1 pseudogene is annotated in these 629 nt (G+C 56.0%); it reads left to right on the top strand.

The features are described 5' to 3' along the window. Positions 1-124 precede the first annotated feature (124 nt). Positions 125-568 (top strand): annotated as a pseudogene (locus ACR0J8_RS24265) (transposase); the annotation flags it as partial. Positions 569-629: the final 61 nt, after the last annotated feature.

Here is a 629-nt window from a genome sequence, read left to right as displayed (position 1 = left end):
AACGACCACGTTCGCGGCCATTCGACGTTCTCCAAAAACCGGCATGGCCGGTTCCGTGAGAGTGAACTGCTACGGCGCCTGTCCGAGACAATCGTCGCCCGCTGCATCGTGGAAGGCCTGGTGAGCGGTCATCCTCGATGATTACAGCCGCGACATCATCGCCTGGAAGCTCTGCACGACGATGAAGACCGAGGCTGTGACGGATACGTTGGACCTCGCTTTGCAGGCATCAAGTTGTGATCAGACGACCGTCTTGCATAAGCCGCGCCTGCTCAGTGACTATGGGTCGAGTTACATCTCTGGTGAACTGGCAGACTGGAGAGAAGACCAGAAGATGGATCATGTCCGCGGTGACCCGCAGACCCAAGTCAAAATTGAGCGGTGGCACCAAACCTTGAAGAACCGCCTCCTGCTGGAAAACTATTATCTGCCCGGTGATCTCAGGCGGCAGATCGACGCCTTTGTCGATCACTACAACCACCGGCGCTATCACGAGAGCCTGAAAAATCTCACTCCGGCTGACGTCTACTTAGGGTCAGGACCCATTGATTTCCGCGTGGCTGCGTGATTCACGGTTCGAAAATCGAGCGGTGACCATGTCTGATCTTTTTTGGCTGACGGATGCGCAG

Source organism: Ruegeria sp. N11 (assembly GCF_056531525.1).
The sequence above is the reverse complement of the archived record's forward strand: the minus strand, read 5'-3'. Positions and strand labels throughout refer to the sequence as shown.